The sequence below is a fragment of the Novosphingobium sp. YAF33 genome (genome assembly GCF_052113265.1).
In the GTDB taxonomy this organism is placed as follows: domain Bacteria; phylum Pseudomonadota; class Alphaproteobacteria; order Sphingomonadales; family Sphingomonadaceae; genus Novosphingobium.
In genome coordinates this window covers 462,541-478,258 of record NZ_JBFRCW010000006.1, presented here as the reverse complement: position 1 = coordinate 478,258, position 15,718 = coordinate 462,541, and the positions used below count along the sequence as shown (strand labels likewise).

The following is a 15,718-nucleotide window of genomic DNA, read 5'->3' as shown; positions in this document are numbered from 1 at the left end:
GGTCAGAAGGGAACACGGCGGCGGTACGCGAAGAGATTTACGTAGCGATTAACAAGAAATGTAACGATGCATTGGCGGAATTATCACGGATGTCCGTTGTAGGATTGCAACAGTTTAATGCGGGGACGCGTCGGAGGGCACTGCCAAGTGCCGCTCCGATCCCCCGCCGCAATCAGGCCTGATTCCAGCCAACTACCGATTTTGTTTCGAGATATTCGGCAAATCCGTGCTCGCCCCATTCGCGTCCGTTGCCGGAACGCTTGTAGCCCCCGAAGGGCGCGTGGAAGTCGAACCCGCCGTTGACCCAGATCGCCCCGGTGCGCATCCGGCGCGAAATCGCGCGCGCTGCGTCGAGGTCTTCGCCAGAAACGTAGCCGCCCAGGCCGAAGTTGGAATCGTTGGCGATTTCCACCGCGTGATCGACGTCGTCGTAGCCGATGATGACCAGCACCGGGCCGAAGATCTCGTCCCGGGCGATCACCATGTCATTGGTGCCGACGAATACGGTGGGCTTCACATAGTAGCCCTTGTCGAGCCCCTCGGGCTTGCCGGGGCCGCCGGCGATCAGCTTGGCGCCTTCCTCCAGGCCCTTCTCGATATAGCCCTGGATGATCTCGTACTGGCTCTTGGAGACGACCGGGCCCATCGCGAAGTTGCCCTTGGGATCGCCTACGGTCACGCCGTTTGCAGCCTCGGTGGCAGCGGCCACGGCATCGTCCATGCGCGCGCTGGGCACCAGCAGGCGCGAACCGGCCGAGCAGGTCTGGCCGGAATTGCCCATCATCCCGCCGGTGGCGGCGGCGACGTTGGCGGCGAGCGAAGCATCGTCGAGCACGATCCATGCAGACTTGCCGCCGAGTTCGAGGCCGACCCGCTTCACGGTATCGGCCGCGTCCTTCTGGATCTGCACGCCCACCGGCTCCGACCCGGTGAAGGAGATCATGTCCACGTCCTCATGCGTGGAAAGCGCGGTGCCGATCTCGCTGCCCTTGCCCTGCACCATGTTGAACACGCCGGCGGGAACACCCGCGTCGTGCAGGATTTCGGCCAGGATCTGGGCAGAATACGGCGCCAGTTGCGGAGGCTTCAGGATCATCGTGCAGCCGGCGGCGAGGGCCGGGAAGATTTTCACGCAGGTCTGGTTCATCGGCCAGTTCCACGGCGTAATCAGGCCGCAGACGCCGATCGGCTCCTTGCGGATCATGGTGACGCCGCGCTGTTCCTCGAACTTGAAGTCCTTCAGCACTTCGATCGCGGTGGACAGGTGGCCCTTGCCCAGCAGCGTGTGGAACCCGCAGGCGAGCGACATCGGCGCGCCCATTTCCTCGCTGACGGCCTCGCCCAGTTCGGTTTCGCGCTTCAGATATTCGGCCAGGATCGCTTCGAGCAGGTCGAGGCGTTCCTTCGCGCTCGTCTCGCCGAAGGTGGCGAAAGCACGGCGGGCGGCGGCCACGGCCTTGTCGACATCGGCGGCCGAACCCAGCGAGATCGTGCCGGAGACTTCCTCGGTGGCCGGATTGACGACTTGTGCGGTGCGCGGCGCGATGGGATCGACCCACTGCCCGTCGATGTAGAACTGGGTGTAATTGCGCATCGTTCTCTCCCGTTCCTAAAGCAAAACCGCCCCGCACTCGGATCGAGAGGGAGCGGCTTCGCTTCAGGTCTGCATTGGTTTTCCGGTTTCCGGCTTACTGGGTGCCCTCGGCATACCAGGTGCGGAATTCCGAATAGTTCGGCATTTCTTCCGAGTTCGCAGCCGGGTCGATCGGGACGTGGATCACGGTGCAGCCGCCGCGCTCATAGGCGCGCTGGATGGCCGGGCCGATGTCTTCCGCCTTCTCGACGTATTCGCCTGCCGCGCCGAAGCCTTCGGCGATCTTGTCGAAGCGGACCTTGTCGGACCAGTGCACGCCGGTTTCCTTGGTACCCTTGCCGAAGGTGCGCTTGTAGACGCCCACTTCGAGGCCCCATTGGAAGTCGACGCCGACGATCACCACCAGCGGCAGGTTCTTGCGCACCGCCACTTCCAGTTCGCCGACATGGAACAGGAACGAGGAGTCCGACGTGATCAGCATGCCCGGGCGCTGCTTGCCCGTTTCGGCCTGGTCGGCGAGCATGGCGCCCGTCGCATAGGGCAGGCCGGTGCCGATGTGGCCGTAGTTCTGGTTCCAGATCACGTCGTGCGGCTTGGCCTGCGAATAGGTCCACTGGAAGATCACCGTGGCGCCGCCGTCGCGGATCAGGATGCCGTCCTTCGGGAAGGCCTTGGTCGCTTCGGTGACGAACTGGCTGGTGTGCATCTTCGCGGTGGAGCCATCGGGCTTGCCGGCGGCTTCCTCGGCCAGTTCGACAAGCTGGTCAGCATCGCGCTGGATATATTCGGCCAGCGAGGCTGCCGCCTTGCGCGGCGTATCCTTGAGGGCGCGGACCAGCTGCGGCACCACGGCGCGCACATCGCCCACCAGCGGCACGTCGATCGGGCGGTTGACGCCGATCGCGGTCGGGTCCTGCTGGACGTAGATCCACTTGCGATTGGCTTCGTTGTCCACCCAGTGGCGCCAGCGGCCATAGTGGCTCGGCTCACCCAGTTCGGTGGCGAGTGCCACGCAGCAATCGCTTTCGACCACGGCGTCGATCGACGCTTCCGAGAAACCATAGGGGAACGTGCGGTCCTCAAGCCCCTCGATGAACGAGGTTCCGCCCGAGGTCTGGATGACCGGGCACTGCATCAGTTCGGCCAGTTCCTTGACCGAGGCGCCGGCCTTGGCGGTGTAGACGCCGTGACCCACCAGCAGCACCGGGTTCTTGGCATTGCGGATGATCTCGGCCGCTTCGGCAATGCGGTCGCCGTCGGCGCCCTGATTGGTCAGGCGGTAGCGGTGCGGTGGCAGCACCGGCGGCAGGTCCAGCTCTTCCAGAATGACGTGCGCGGGATACTCGATATAGGCCGGTCCCGGCGTGCCCGACATGGCGACGCGGATGGCTTCGCGCACGATCTCGTCGGTCTGGTCGGCATATTCGATCGAGCTGGAGAACTTCACCGAATCCTCGATCATCGGCTCCTGCCGCACGAACTGGATGCGGCCACGGCGCACGCGGCGCTCGGTGATGCGGGCGCGCTGGCCGCCCATGAAGATCACCGGATCGTTCTCAACCTTGGCGCACTGAATCGCGGGCATCATGTTCGCCATGCCCGGCCCGAGTGTGCCGATGCAGAGTGCGGGCTTGCCGGTGATGCGGGCGGCGGCGGCGGCCATGTGGCCGGCGGACGCTTCGTGGTGCGGCGAAACGACAGTCCAACCGCGCGATTCGGCTTCAAGGAACAAGTGGACGAAGTTGGGATCGGGAATGCCGAACAGGGTCTTGATGCCCTCAGCCTCGAACAGGTCGAGAATGCGCTTGAAAACCGGGGTGCCCTTGCGTGCCGAAACAGGCGCTTCGGCCTGGGGTTGATCGTCGTACATCGTCTTGCCTTCCTCTCGATCCGTTTTCTGCCCGCGATGCGGGGGGAATCAGGTTGCCGTTCTTTTTCCCAAGGCACGGCTTGAACATGTGGTTAGCCCAAGCCTCGGGACACTGTCAGGTGAAATCAACAGTACTGTTCACTTGGAATCGACTGCTATCGCCGGGGCGACGCTGAGGGCCTCTTCGGCCAGTTCTGCGAGCACCGCTTCGTTGTCCTGCCCGAGCGTGGGCGCCGGCCCGCGTACCCGGCCCGGGGTGGCGGAAAACCACGTCGGCACGCCAGGGAATCGCACCGGGCCCTGCTCGGTCTCGACCTCTTCGAAGAAGCCGATGGCGTTCAGGTGCGCGTTGTCGAACAATTCGTCGGTGGAGCGCAGCGGCGCGCAGGGGATGTGCAGGCCGCGCAGAGTGTCGAGCCATTCCTGCGTGGTGCGGGTCAGGAACGTCTCGCCCAGCAGACCATAGACCCGGCCGATCTGGCGGGCGCGCTTTTCCAGCGTGGAGAACTCCTCCGTCGCCCATTCCGGCTGCACCGATTCGACGAAAGCGTTCCAGTGCTTGTCATTGTAGACCAGCGCGGCGACGTAGCCGTCCTGCGTCTTGTATGGCCGGCGGTTCGGCTCGACCGCGCGGTGATAGTGTGCGGGGCTCGTCGGCGGCGTGAACATGGCGCCGTTGGCGTGCTCCACCAGCATGAACGAGGTCATCGCCTCGAACATGGTGACTTCCACTTCCTGGCCCTCTCCCGTGCGCTCGCGGTGATAAAGCGCCATCATCGTCGCGTAGAGCGCGTGGAGGCCGGCCACCTTGTCTGCCATGATCGTGGCGACATAGCCGGGCTCGCCGTTCATCAGGCCCTGCACATGCGGGATGCCGCATTCTGCCTGGATGGTATCGTCATAGGCGGGCTTGTCGCCCTCCGGCCCGCGCCGCGAATAGCCGTAGCAATTGGTGTAGACGATGTCCGGCCGGATCGTGCGCACCGCCTCGTAATCGAAGCCCAGCTTGCGGATCGCGCTGCCGCGCATCGAATGGATGAAGACATCCGCCGTGGCGATCAGCGCGCGCAGGCTCTCGCGGTCCTGCTCGGCGCGCAGATCCAGAACGATCCCGCGCTTGCCGCGATTCACGTTGACGTAGATGCCGCCCATGCCGGGCACCGGGCCCTGGGTGATCCAGCGGGTGTTGTCGCCCTCGGGAGGCTCCACCTTGATAACTTCCGCGCCCATGTCCGCCATGATCTGTGTGGCATAGGGGCCGAAGACCACGCTGGTGAGGTCCACCACGCGCAGGCCGGCTAATGGTCCGCCACCTTTCGAATCCTTGCTCGCGGTCAAGGCCCTCTCCTTCTCGTTGGCCTATGCGTAACGCAACGCCCGAGCGAAAACCATTCGTATTTGCGTTTGATGGGCGCATATCGGCACGATGATGGTTGTGAGGCAAAGGGCCCGCTGCTAGTTCGGGGAGCGGGAAGACAAGAGGAACGCCATGGATTTCGCCCTGACCGACGACCAGCAGAACATCCGCGAGGCCGTTCTCAAGCACTGTTCGCAGTTCTCTGACGAGTACTGGCTGGAAAAGGATCGCAGCGGCGAATTCCCTTACGAGTTCCACAAGTCGATGGCCGATGCCGGCTGGCTGGGCGTGGCCATGCCCGAAAGCGTCGGCGGCGCCGGGCTGGGCATTACCGAGGCGGCGGTGATGATGCAGGCCGTGGCCGAGAGCGGCGGCGGCATGACGGCGGCATCCTCCATCCACCTGCCCGTCTTCGGGCTGGAGCCGGTGATGCTGTTCGGCACCGAGGAGCAGCAGCAGCGGATGATCCCGCCGATCCTGTCGGGCGAGGAGAAGATGTGCTTCGCCGTGACCGAGCCGAACACCGGGCTCGACACTACCAGCCTCAAGACCCGCGCTGAGAAAGTGCCGGGCGGTTACCGCGTCAATGGTGAGAAGGTGTGGATCACGCAGGCCCACATCGCCGATCGGATGCTGATCATCGCCCGCACCACACCGCTGGAACAGGTGAAGAAGAAGACCGACGGCCTCAGTCTTTTCTATACGAAGCTCGACCGCGAACACATCGAGACGCGGATCATCCCCAAGATGGGCCGCCACGCCGTCGGCTCCAACATGATGTTCATCACCGACCTGTTCATCCCGGACGAGGATCTGATCGGTGAGGAAGGCCAGGGGTTCCGCATCCTGCTCAAGGGCCTCAATCCCGAACGCGTGCTGCTGGGGGCGGAGGCGACCGGATTGGGCCGCGTCGCGATCCAGCGGGCCTCACGCTATGCGCGGGAACGCGTGGTGTTCGGGCGGCCGATCGGCCAGAATCAGGGCATCCAGCACCCGCTCGCCAAGGCGTGGATGCAGGTGGAGGCGGCCAGCCTGATGGTGTTCAAGGCTGCCACCCTGTTCGACAAGGGGCTGGACTGCGGGGTGGAGGCGAACTCCGCCAAGTACCTTGCCGCCGAAGCCGGGTTCGAGGCGTGCCAGACCGCCGTGATGTCGATGGGCGGCATGGGCTATGCGCAGGAATACCACGTCGAGCGCTACCTGCGCGAAGTGATGATCCCGCGCATCGCGCCGGTCAGTCCGCACCAGATCATGAACTTCATCGCCGAGAGGGTTTTGGAACTGCCCAAGAGTTATTGAGGCGGCTCCCCTTGAGAAAGCCCGTCATCCCGGCGAAAGCTGGGGCCGTAATCGGAAGCGCGGGGCCTGGCTGCCCGCGATCCCGGCTTCCGCTGGGATGACGACTGGAGAGAACATGCCCAAGCACGAAGCAATCGCCGCCCGCTCCTGGCTTTTCGCGCCGGGCGACAGCGAGAAGAAGATGACCAAGGCGATGGAGGGCGAGGCCGACATCGTCCTGATCGACCTGGAAGACGCCGTCGCGCCGGATTCCAAGGCCGCCGCGCGCCCGATGGTGCATGACTTCATTGCCGCCAACCCCGATCAGCGCGGCCGCCTCTGGGTGCGGATCAACCCGCTCGACGGCCCGCACACGCTGGACGACCTTGTGGCAATCATGCCCGCGCGTCCCGGCGGGATCATGCTGCCCAAGGTCTATGGCCGGCAGGACGTGGAGACGCTGGACCGCTACCTCGAAGCGCTGGAAGTGGCGAACGGCATCGAGCAGGGATCGACCCCGGTGATCGTGCTGATCACCGAGACCGCCGAAGCGATGTTCCACACCGGCGACTACAAAGGCGCCCCGCGCGTGGTGGCATTGACCTGGGGCGCGGAAGACTTGGCCGACTCCATCGGCGCTTCGTCCAACAAGAATGCGGACGGCTCGTACTCCTTCACCTACGAACTGGCGCGCAGCTTGACCGTGCTGGGCGCAGCGACGGCGGGCGTGACTGCGATCGAGACGATCAGCGCCGACTTCAAGGACCTCGACGCGCTCAAGGCCCGCGCCGAAAAGGTGCGCCGCGACGGCTATCGCGGGATGATGGCGATCCACCCGGCGCAAATCCCGGTGATCAACGAAGCCTTCACCCCCACCGAGGCTGAAATCGCCGAAGCGCAGGAGATCGTCGACGTGTTCGCCGCCAACCCCGGCGTCGGCGCCATCGGTTGGAAGGGCGGCATGCTCGACCGTCCGTACCTCGCCCGTGCCGAACGTCTGCTGCGGCAGGCCGGCAAGCTGTGACCATCAAGCTCGCCGCATCCGAACTCGATCTCTCCCGGTTCTTGAAACCGGGCGACCGTGTGGTCTTCGGTCAGGCCTGCGGCGAGCCGACTACTTTGGTGGAAGCCTTGATCGAGCAGGGAGAAGCCATCGGCGGCCTCCACGCCTTCATCGCCACCAGCTTCTCCGGCCTGTTCACGCCCGAAAGCGCGCGGTCCTTCCGCCTATCCAGCATGGGCGCGATCGGCGCGCTGCGCAGCATGACCAAGGCCAATGCGCTGGACGTCATCCCCGTCCACGTCAGCCAGGTCGCCTGCCTGATCGAAGCGGGCATCATGCCCTGCGACGTGGCGATGATTCAGGTCAGCCCGGCCGATGCGCAAGGCAACCACAGCTGCGGGTTGATCTCCGACTACGTGCGCGCGGCGGTCGACAAGGCGCGCGTCGTGATCGCTGAAGTCAACGAGCAAGTGCCTTACGTTCCCGGCGAGACGATACCCGGCGCGTTGATCGACGTGGCCGTCCACGTCAGCCGCGCGCCGGTGGAAGTGGCCCCGGCGAAGATCGGCCCGACCGACGAGGCCATCGCCCGCCACTGCGCCGAATTCATCGGCGACGGCGCCGTGCTGCAAACCGGCGTCGGCGCGGTGCCCGACGCGATCCTGCGCCTGCTGCACGACCGCAAGGACCTGGGCGTCCATTCCGGCATGCTGGGCGACGGTCTGGTCGATCTGGCCGAAGCCGGCGTGCTGACCAATGCCCGCAAGGAGATCGACCGCGGCGTCTCCGTCAATGGCGCGCTGATCGGCACGCGGCGGCTCTACGACTGGGCCGCGAACAATCCGGCGATCCGCATGACGCCCACCAGCTACACCCACGACGCGGGCACGCTTTCGCGGTTATCCCGCCTCGTCACGATCAATTCGGCGCTGGAAGTGGACCTCACCGGCCAGGTCAATGCCGAACAGTCCGGTGCCAGCTATCTGGGCGGCACCGGAGGGCAGGTCGATTTCGTGCGCGCCGGCGCGCGCTCGCCGGGCGGGGCTTCGCTGATGGTGCTGGCCTCGACCGCCAAGGGCGGCAGCCTCTCCAAGATCGTGACCGCACTCTCTGGCCCGGTTACCACTGCGCGGACCGAGGTGGACGTGATCGTCACCGAATACGGCGCGGCGCGGCTCAAGGGCCAGTCGCTGGCCGAACGCGCGAAGCGGCTGGTCGCCATCGCCCATCCCGACTTCCGCGAAGACCTGTCGCGCACCGCCCATGAGATCGAAAAAAGGGGCTTCTGAAGTGTCGAGTTCGCAAGAAAGTCGGGCTGTCCTCTACGATGCCCATGACGACGGCATCGCGGTCATCACCATCAACCGCCCTGAACAGCGCAATTGCCTGAGCCGCGAAGTGCGCGAGGGACTGCGTGAGGCATGGGCGACATTCGAGGCCGACGCCTCCGCCCGCATCGCCATTCTCACCGGCAGCGGCGACAAGGCCTTTTGCGCCGGCGGCGATCTCAAGGAGATGGTGGAAACCGGCATGGCCGTGCCGCCGCGTGATCTCTACGCGCTGCCTTACGACACCATCGAACTGACCAAGCCCACCATCGCTGCGGTCAACGGCCATGCCTTCGCCGGCGGCTGGATGATCGCGCAGGCCTGCGATCTCTGCGTCGCCAGCACCCATGCGAAGTTCGCGATTACGGAGGTGAAAGTCGGGCGCGGCAGCCCCTGGGCCTCGCCGCTGATTCACATGATCCCGCAGCGGATCATGATGGAGATCATGCTCACCGGAAAGCCGATCACCGCCCAGCGCGCTTACGAGATCGGCCTCGTCAACCGCCTTGCCGAGCCCGGTGCGGTGTTGGACGCGGCGATCGAACTGGCGCTGGAAGTGCTGGAAGGCGCGCCCCTATCGGTAAAAGCCGCGCGCGAAACCGTGATGCTCTCGACCGAGATGGGCCGCTCCGCCGCGCTACAGGCGGCGCGGGCTGCGCATGAGCTTACCTACAACAGCGGCGACGCGCAGGAAGGCCCGCGCGCCTTTGCCGAGAAGCGCAAGCCGGAGTGGAAGGGGCGCTAGGCGGACTTACCTCTCCCGGCCAGGATGCCGGGGAGAGGTATGTACCGCCGTGTGACGCCTCAGCGCTCTTCCACCAGGCTTTCCGCGGTTGCTCTCGCCTCGTCGGGTGAAGCGTCCTCGAACTTCACGCCAGGATGCCCGTCGCCCTTGCGCCAGTCGCCCAGCATGTCGCGGAAGGCGTCCCAGCCGGGCAGATATCCGCGGAACAGCGCCCACTTCAGCTCCTTGTCGCCCTCGTTGTTGAAGTAGCTGGGCGTGCAATCGTTCTGGAAGCCGGACATGTCGACTTCGTTTTCCTTGCAGTGCGCGCAGTAGCCTTCGACGCCTTCCGTGGTGGCGGAAACCGTGCTGGCGCCCCGGCGCTGGGTCTCGCCGATCATGAAGGCGATGTGCTCCGCCTGGCGCCCGAACTGCTCGGTGGTGGACGAGTTCGTCGCGCCCTGGATGTAGCCCATGTAGAACATCGCCGGGAACTCGTTGGTGATCACGCCGTGGAACGTGCTCGCGCCATTGGTCCAGTGGTCGTAGATCGACTTGCCGCCGCGTCCTTCCACGGTGTCGATGCCCCAGCGGCGCTTGAGGTCGCTGGTCACCTCGAAGCCGCTGGCGAAGATCACCAGATCGACTTCGTGCTCGACACCGTCGGCGATGAAGCCCTTCTCGGTCATCCGCTCCACGCCCTGTGTCGCGGAAACGTCGATCAGCGTGACGTTGGGCTGGTTGAACGCGGGGTAATAATCGTTGTTGGACAGCGGCCGCTTGCACATGAAGCGGAAGTACGGCTTCAGCTTTTCCGCCGTGTCCTTGTCCTCAACGATCGAATCCACGCGGCGGCGCAGGCGTTCCATCACTTGGAAGTCCACCACTTCGCGGCGGTCCATGAATTCCAGCGGTTCCAGCGCGGGCCAGCCCTCTTCGCCCAGTTCGATGGCAAGGTTACGGCTGATCTCGGTCCAGATATCGCAGATCAGGTCAGGTTCACCGGGGATGAAGAACTGCTGCGCGGCGCGGTGGAAGTTGGCCATGCGCTCCTGCTGCCAGCCGGGCTGGAGCGAGGCGGCCCATTCGGGATTCGTCGGCGGATTGGGCCGCTCGTCGATGTTCGAAGGCGTGCGCTGCAGCACGTAGAGGTGCTTGGCATACTTGGCGAGGTGCGGCACCGCCTGGACCGAGGTAGCCCCGGTTCCGATGATGGCAACGCGCTTGTCGCGCAGCTTTTCCAGTTCCGGCGCGGTCCACGAACCGCCGGTATAGTCATGCTCCCACCGGCTGGTGTGGAACATCTTGCCCTTGAAATCGTGAATGCCGGGGATGCCGGGCAGCTTGGGCATGTTCATCACGCCGCCCGCCATCACCACGAAGCGCGCGCGGATGTCGTCGCCGCGATTGGTGGTCACATGCCAGCGCTTGATGCTCTCATCCCAGCGGATGCCGGTGACCAGGGTGTGGAACAGCGCCTTGTCGGCTAGGTCGAAGCGCTCGGCCATGTCCTGGCAATACTGCTGGATTTCCCAGCCGTCGGAGAACTTCTTGCTGGGCATGAAGCCCGTTTCTTCCAGCAGCGGCAGGTAGCAGTAGGCGTCGTTGTCGCACTGCACGCCGGGATAGCGGTTCCAGTACCAGACGCCGCCGAATCCGCCCGCATGGTCGATGTTGCGGACGTTGGAAACGCCCTGCTTGTGCAGGTGATAGCCGGCCAGGATGCCCGAGAAACCGGCGCCCAGGATGGCAACGTCGATATCCTCGACCAGCGCCTCACGCTCCGCCACCGGGGTGAACGGATCGTGGGCATAGTTGTCCGAAAAGTCGTCGGTCGGCCGCACGTACTGCTCGCCGCCCTCACGGCGCAGGCGCTTGTCGCGCTCCTGAAGATACTTGGCCTTGAGCGCCGGGATATCGAGTTCCTCGGGCGAAGGCACGTCGGACTTGAGGCAGGTCATTTCCATCGCGTGGCATCCTCTTCGCGGCGACTCTGCTTAGGCCGCCCTTTGATTCCAGAGTTGCGAATTGCAGTGCTAGTTGTCAACACTGTTGTTCATTAAGCGTGTCAGGCATTCGCACTGGCCGTGGCCATCCTGAACGAATAGCCGATATGATCGACGTGCCCGTGCAGGCCGAAATCGAGCACTTCGGCCTTGTCATGAAACGCGTCCGAAGCCGCGGCGACATCCTCGATGGTCCATTCCGGGCGATAGACCCCGCGCGTTTCCGCCACGAACATCCGCGCCACGCGGCCCGCCATCGAGGCGAACATTTCGCCGGTGACGGGGCAGCTCTCATGTGCCAGCCAGCCGACCACCGGAGCGACCAGTTCGGGCTCCATCGGCGGATATTGCGAGATGTCGATGCCTTCGGCCATGCGCGTCACCGCGCCGGGCACGATGACGTTGCACTTCACGTCGTGCGCCTCGCCCTCCAGCGCGGCGATATTGTTCAGGCCCAGCATGGCCGACTTCGACATGCCGTAGTTCACGCAGTTGAGATTGCCGTAGAGCCCGCCGACCGAGCTGGTCAGCACGATGCGGCCATATCCCGCGTCGCACATCGGCCCGAATGCGGCCTGCACCACATGGAACGCGCCCAGCAGATGGACGTCGAGCACGGAATGGAGGTCGGCACCGGAAAGATCGCGGATCGATCCGTAGCGGACGTTGCCGGCGTTGTGGACCAGCACGTCGATCCGGCCCCATTGGTCGAGCGCGGCCTGGATGATCGCCTTGCCGCCTTCGGGGGTGGAAACGGAATCGGTGTTGGCGATCGCCTCGCCGCCGGCCGCCACGATCTCATCCACCACCTGCTGGGCGACGCCGACATCCGCGCCCGGCGCATCGAGATCGCCCCGGATCGCGCCGCCGAGATCGTTGACCACCACTTTGGCGCCGCGTTCGGCCAGCAGCAGGGCATAAGCCCGTCCCAGTCCGCGGCCGGCCCCGGTAATCACGGCCACCCGGCCCTCAAAGCGCAACGGGGCAAAGCGCAAGGGTGCAAAGCGCATCTCTTCCATGGTAAGCTCTCCGGCTTGCCCGTTCTCGGCCGGGCAGTCTCTTTTCCGTCTGACGGTCGAATATGCGCACGGGGCGAGCGGGGGCAATCGAACAAAGCCCTGTGAACGTCGCCGGGGCGATAGTGCGTCGCGGCAAGGTCTTCGTCCCGGTCCTCACGTTGCCTGCCCCCGACACGCTGGATAGGCTCGGGAGGAAAAGAACGGCCGCAAGAGCGCCGGACGAGAGGACATTTCGCGATGCTCGAACCCGCAGGACGCAACCATGGCAGCGTGGTCGCCCGCCCCTCCGAAGGCTGGATGCTGCACCGGCTGACCCCGCCCACGCGCCTTTACAGCGCCAACGGCCTGCGCACCGGTCCGGACGGGCGCATCTATGTGGCGCAAGTGGGCGGCAGCCAGATCAGCGCGGTCGATCCCGGTACCGGCGCGGTGGAGATCATCAGCCCGATGGGCGGCGCGATCACTGCGCCGGACGACCTTGCCTTCGACGAGGCAGGCAACCTCTACGCCACCGAGATTACCGAGGGCCGCGTCACCATGCTGCGGCCGGACGGCACCAGCGCCGTGGTCTGCGGCGACCTGCCGGTGGCCAACCCGATCACTTATTCGCAAGGGCGCCTGATCGCGGCGGGCTGCCACATGGGGTCGCAGATCCTCGAACTGGACCGCCACGGCGGTGCGCCGCGTGTGATCGCGGGCGACGTGCCGATGCCGAACGCCTTCGAAGTCGGCCCAGACGGCAAACTCTACATCCCGGTGATGGGCGCCAACGCGATCTGGCGCATTGACCTCGACGGCAGTGGCGAGCCTGAAGTGGTCTGCGGCGACCTTGGCGTGCCGGATTCGGTGAAGTTCGACAGCGAAGGGATGATCGTCTCCACCCAGGTCGCCAGCGGGCAGGTGCTGCGCATCGACCCGCGCACCGGCGCGAAGACGGTGCTGGCCGATATCGGCGCGGGCCTCGACAACTGCACCTTCGTGGGCGACCGCCTATTCATCTCGCACATCCTCGGTTCGATTCACGAGATCACCACGCCCAAGGCGGCAGGCGGTCTGGTGAAGCCGCTGATCGAGAAGGGCCTGCAATGGCCGCTGGACGTCGCCATGGGTGAGGACGGCGTGCTGTGGATCGCCGATGGCGGCTTCGTGTTCTCGCTCCGCGCGGGGGAGGCGGTGAAGCTGGAAGGCATGCTGTTCAGCCCCAGCTTCCCCGGTTACTCGCGCGGCGTCGCGGCGGCGGGCGCGGGGACCATGATCGTCACAACGGCCAACGGCGAAGTCGCCAAGTTCCATCCTGCCGGACCTTCCAGTGAGGTTTTGGCGAGCGGTTACGACCAGCTGATGGGCGTGGCGCTGGCTCCCTCCGGCGCGGTGGTCTTCGCGGAATATGGCACCGGCAAGGTCCACTCGGTGCACAATGGAAAAGTAGAGGAACTAGCCTCCGGGCTGGACCGGCCCAAGGGCGTGGCGGTGGCCGGGGACGGCACCGTCTACGTGGCCGAAAGCGGCGCGGGCCGGGTGGTGAAGCTGGTCGGCGGGCGTACCGAGACGGTGCTGGACGATCTCGTCCGCCCCGAAGGTCTCGCGATCCGCAATGGCACCGTGACCGTGCTCGACGTGAAGCGCCGCGAAGCGATCCAGTGCGACTTGTCCGGCGGCGCGCGCGAAGTGATCGCGGCTGGCCTGCCGGTCGGCGCGCCCGAGGGCACCGATCCCAAGCCGCTGGGCGGCGTGGGCGACATGTGCGGGCCGATGGGCAACATGACCGGGCTCGACGTGGGGCCGGACGGCACGGTCTGGATCTGCGGTGACCTCGAAGGTACCGTTCTCGCACTCAGGAGAGCGTAACATGCTCAAGCAAATCTGCTTTTTCCGGAAACGCCCGGATATGACCATGGACGAGTTCATGGACTACTACGAGAACCAGCACTCGCAACTGTCCAAGAAGATGGGCGCGCAGCCGGCGATCCCCGGTGCGGTGCGGTATGTGCGGCGCTATCTGGTGCCGGAGAAGAACCCGATCACCGGCGAAGTCCACGATCCGGGCTTCGACTGCGTGATGGAAATCTGGTGGAACAGCCGCGCCGACTTCGAACGCTCGCAGGCGATCATCAGCGATCCCGCGCGCCTGCCGATGACCAAGGCGGATGAGGAAAAGCTGTTCGCCAGCCACGCCAACCCGGTCTGCACCTGCATCGAATACGATTCGCCGATGGGTCCAAATGGCGAAGCGACGCAAGTTGAGCTGCGCTACGGTGACTGAACCAGCCTCTGCCCGGCAGGAATGGCGGCAGTTCGGGCTGGTGCCGGTGGCGGCGGGCCTCGGCTACGCCACCAGCGTGATCCATATCTACGGCATTGGCCCCTATATCGGCCCGGTGGCCGAAGCCATGGGCTGGAGCCGGACCGAAGTGACCTTCGGCCTCACCATCGCGACTCTCGTGCAAGCCATCGGCGGCGTGTTCATCGGCCTTGCGGTCGATCGCTTCGGCCCGCGCCGGTTCGGGGTGACCGGCATCGTGCTGCTGACTCTGGCCTTCGCGCTGCTCGGCACGACCGGGGCCAGCCTGTCGCAATGGTACTTGCTCTGGGGGCTGATCGCGATGGTCTCGCTGCCGGTGCAGGCCTCGGTCTGGACGAGCGCGGTGGCGTCCCGGTTCGAGCTTTCGCGGGGGATGGCGCTGGCGGTAACGCTCTGTGGCGCCTCGATCGCGGCGGGGCTGTTCCCGATCATGGGCACCTGGGCGATCAAGACCTTCGGTTGGCGGCTGGCTTTCGCGGTGCACGGCGGACTGTGGTTCGTGATTGCGGCGCCGGTGATCTTCCTGTTCTTTCGCGGCGCGCATGACCGGGGTCGGCGCAAGGAACCCGCCCCGGCCAAGCGCGACCTGCCTGGCGTTTCGCTGGGCGAGGGGCTTCGCTCCAGCGTCTACCACCGGCTTTTCATGGCGAGCCTGCTGTTTACGTTCACGATCATCGCCATCGTCGTCCACTTCGTCTCGATCCTCGGCGATCGCGGCGCGGACCCGATGACGGCGGCGGCGATCGCCTCGTTCGTTGGTTGGTTCTCGCTCGCCGGGCGGCTGGGGACGGGCGTGCTGCTGGACCGATTTCCGGCCTCGCTGGTCGGCGCGGCGGTGTTCATGCTGCCGGTGATGGGCTGCCTGCTGCTGCTGGGATCGGGCACGTCGCTCGCCGCGCTGGCGCTCGCCTCGGGGCTGATCGGGCTGACTTTGGGGGCGGAGATCGATGTGGTGGTCTACCTGATCACACGGCATTTCGGCCTCAGGAACTTCGGCGGGCTCTACGGCGGCGTGCTGGCGGCGCTGTCGATCGGCACGGCGGTCGGCCCGCTGGTCGCCGCGCTGATTCACGACCGGACGGGCAGCTACGAAATGTTCCTCTATCTGGCGATTGCCACGATGGCGGCCAGCAGCCTCGCGATCGGCTCACTGCCGCGCGGCCGCCTCAAATTTGCGCCGGGGTAACCGATGTAGCGCCTCAGCGATTGGCCTCGCGTGCGAATAATGGGATAACGG

12 protein-coding genes are annotated in these 15,718 nt (G+C 65.4%); 7 read left to right on the top strand and 5 right to left on the bottom strand.

The genetic code is table 11. The annotated features are described in order from the left end of the window. Positions 1 to 172 precede the first annotated feature (172 nt). The 3 genes from AB4Z00_RS15135 to AB4Z00_RS15125 form a co-directional block, all read right to left on the bottom strand. Positions 173 to 1,594, bottom strand: a complete 1,422-nt coding sequence (locus AB4Z00_RS15135; protein ID WP_442046446.1) for an aldehyde dehydrogenase family protein — start codon at positions 1,592 to 1,594, stop codon at positions 173 to 175. A gap of 94 nt (positions 1,595 to 1,688) precedes the next feature. Beyond that, on the bottom strand, positions 1,689 to 3,464 hold the full coding sequence (locus tag AB4Z00_RS15130; RefSeq protein WP_442046445.1) for a thiamine pyrophosphate-binding protein: 1,776 nt from the start codon (positions 3,462 to 3,464) through the stop codon (positions 1,689 to 1,691). A 138-nt stretch (positions 3,465 to 3,602) separates the two neighbouring features. Next, positions 3,603 to 4,802, bottom strand: coding sequence for a CaiB/BaiF CoA transferase family protein (locus AB4Z00_RS15125; RefSeq protein WP_442046444.1), 1,200 nt, complete (start codon positions 4,800 to 4,802; stop codon positions 3,603 to 3,605). A gap of 151 nt (positions 4,803 to 4,953) precedes the next feature. Between AB4Z00_RS15125 and AB4Z00_RS15120 the strand changes: the two genes are divergently transcribed. From AB4Z00_RS15120 to AB4Z00_RS15105, 4 genes are all read left to right on the top strand, one after another. Then, positions 4,954 to 6,120 (top strand): acyl-CoA dehydrogenase family protein, encoded by a 1,167-nt coding sequence (locus tag AB4Z00_RS15120; RefSeq protein ID WP_134093802.1) that lies wholly within the window; start codon positions 4,954 to 4,956, stop codon positions 6,118 to 6,120. A gap of 115 nt (positions 6,121 to 6,235) precedes the next feature. Next, a complete protein-coding gene (locus AB4Z00_RS15115; protein ID WP_442046443.1) occupies positions 6,236 to 7,123 on the top strand; it encodes an HpcH/HpaI aldolase/citrate lyase family protein in 888 nt (295 codons plus the stop codon). Next, positions 7,120 to 8,391 (top strand): acetyl-CoA hydrolase/transferase family protein, encoded by a 1,272-nt coding sequence (locus AB4Z00_RS15110; RefSeq protein WP_442046442.1) that lies wholly within the window; start codon positions 7,120 to 7,122, stop codon positions 8,389 to 8,391. Before AB4Z00_RS15115 ends, AB4Z00_RS15110 begins: the two co-directional genes overlap by 4 nt. A 1-nt stretch (position 8,392) precedes the next feature. After that, positions 8,393 to 9,175 (top strand): enoyl-CoA hydratase/isomerase family protein, encoded by a 783-nt coding sequence (locus AB4Z00_RS15105; protein WP_442046441.1) that lies wholly within the window; start codon positions 8,393 to 8,395, stop codon positions 9,173 to 9,175. A gap of 59 nt (positions 9,176 to 9,234) precedes the next feature. Here AB4Z00_RS15105 and AB4Z00_RS15100 read toward each other — a convergent pair whose 3' ends face one another. Beyond that, positions 9,235 to 11,121, bottom strand: coding sequence for a flavin-containing monooxygenase (locus AB4Z00_RS15100; RefSeq protein ID WP_442046440.1), 1,887 nt, complete (start codon positions 11,119 to 11,121; stop codon positions 9,235 to 9,237). Between the two features lie 101 nt (positions 11,122 to 11,222). After that, a complete protein-coding gene (locus tag AB4Z00_RS15095) occupies positions 11,223 to 12,179 on the bottom strand; it encodes an SDR family NAD(P)-dependent oxidoreductase (protein ID WP_442046439.1) in 957 nt (318 codons plus the stop codon). Between the two features lie 237 nt (positions 12,180 to 12,416). Here AB4Z00_RS15095 and AB4Z00_RS15090 point away from each other — a divergent pair, with 237 nt between their 5' ends. The 3 genes from AB4Z00_RS15090 to AB4Z00_RS15080 are packed head-to-tail and all read left to right on the top strand — an operon-like array spanning position 12,417 to position 15,667. Beyond that, the gene (locus tag AB4Z00_RS15090) at positions 12,417 to 14,027 is read left to right on the top strand and encodes an SMP-30/gluconolactonase/LRE family protein (protein WP_442046438.1); all 1,611 of its coding nucleotides are present in this window, start codon (positions 12,417 to 12,419) and stop codon (positions 14,025 to 14,027) included. Position 14,028: 1 nt separating this feature from the next. Next, positions 14,029 to 14,442 carry an EthD domain-containing protein gene (locus AB4Z00_RS15085; RefSeq protein ID WP_134093806.1) on the top strand — a complete coding sequence of 138 codons (414 nt, stop codon included), beginning with the start codon at positions 14,029 to 14,031 and terminating at the stop codon, positions 14,440 to 14,442. Further along, positions 14,435 to 15,667, top strand: coding sequence for an MFS transporter (locus AB4Z00_RS15080; RefSeq protein ID WP_442046437.1), 1,233 nt, complete (start codon positions 14,435 to 14,437; stop codon positions 15,665 to 15,667). Before AB4Z00_RS15085 ends, AB4Z00_RS15080 begins: the two co-directional genes overlap by 8 nt. The last annotated feature ends 51 nt before the right edge of the window (positions 15,668 to 15,718 follow it).